This is a genomic window from Peribacillus sp. NPDC056705 (assembly GCF_043656335.1).
On record NZ_JBHTYI010000203.1, the window covers coordinates 1 to 1331 of the forward strand.

Annotated in this window: 2 protein-coding genes; both read right to left on the reverse strand. The window is 39.1% G+C overall.

Annotated elements, in window-relative coordinates; all coding sequences use genetic code 11:
* On the reverse strand, nt 1–200 hold a 200-nt coding region (locus tag ACFRAK_RS28920), incomplete at its 3' end, for a hypothetical protein (RefSeq protein ID WP_394573185.1).
* Complete coding sequence (locus ACFRAK_RS28925; RefSeq protein ID WP_394573186.1) at nt 201–1274, reverse strand: helicase HerA domain-containing protein; 1074 nt, start codon at nt 1272–1274, stop codon at nt 201–203.
* Nucleotides 1275–1331: the final 57 nt, after the last annotated feature.

Below are 1331 nucleotides of genomic sequence, written 5' to 3' on the forward strand. Positions count from 1 at the left end.
TCCAATGTATTGCTGATTAACCCCAATACTTTAGTCATTATTCCTGTGTATTCTGTCAGGAATGGACTTGTTTCATTTTGCAAAAGACTCTCTATCAATATGAACGAAAACCGAACTAAGAGGAGTGTCATTGAAATAAGTAACAGAAATCCATTAATATGGAACGTCCAAATGAAGAGTGATTTACCTATTCTTTTCATCTACATTATTCCTTTCAAGTTGTTAAATGTTGGTGTTAACAATGGAACAATTTGAAACGGGTGCTCAGAGTCAATAACCTGTATCAGCCCTGTCCCAATTCCTTGCGGTATGACTATTCCCTCAAGTGACAGGTCGGGAAATAGAAATTGTGTTGTCTTGGAATTAATATTTCCAATCTGAATCAACACATTAAGTTGCTCTCTACAAGAAATAGGGATCGCATTGTTATCAAATCTCTGAGATACCAGTAGCAAATGTACCTTTGAAGTTCTGCCAAGCAATGAGATTTGAGACAGTAGACTAAAGAAAGCTTCTTTAATAGGTTTTGCTACACCATCACTTAATGCCAACACTTCATCAATTACCACTGTATAGTGTTCAAAATCGGCTTGAGGGTTAACGTATAGTGCTTGTTGGCGTTGGTGAATCAGTTCCAAGCACTTACTAAGTTCATCATTCACACTTGAAACAAAGTCGCTCTTACTCCTGTTATAGCTTGGTGCAATAACCTTGACATTGTTTTCTCTGCCCCACCTACTTGGCATATCGTATTTAGGGTCAACAATCACAAGCCTTGAACTTTTTTTCAATACGCATAAGAAGTAGGTAAGGGTATAAGACTTCCCAGAGCCAGAGTTTCCTGCGATAGCAATGCTTGTCACTTTGTCTAGGTTTATCTTAAAGTTTTCCATGACAGGTATTTTGTTTATCGGTAAATCAGCAACAAATTGGTCTATATCTGGAATAATCAGCCGTTTTGAAATGCCATTTTTCCATGGGAAGAAGAGCGCCCGCTTTACATGGATATCTTCTGTTGCCAAAGGAACAAAGTAGGCTCCCGCTTGCTTCAACAGAGTGAAATCAGGATATAGAACTGCGTTACTGATAAGATAGATTTTTTGGTATAGGTCATCATCTACAACATAGCTTGCAGGGAGACGGGGGATGAAGAAAAAGCCTTCATCCGCCACTCGAACATCAAACGAATGTGTGTAAGAAGTCTCTCCGTTAATCTGCAGAGCCATGTTCAGAGCTTGGAGCAAGTAGCCTTCAAGTTCTGATTTCTTCATCATTTAATTACCCGAACCCCTTCTGAACGGAAGTACACATTTGAACGGATCTCGATTGCT

Coding starts and splice junctions, on each gene's coding strand:
- ACFRAK_RS28925 (WP_394573186.1), bottom strand. CDS start 1,274: ATGATGAAGAAATCAGAACTTGAAGGCTACTTGCTCCAAGCTCTGAAC.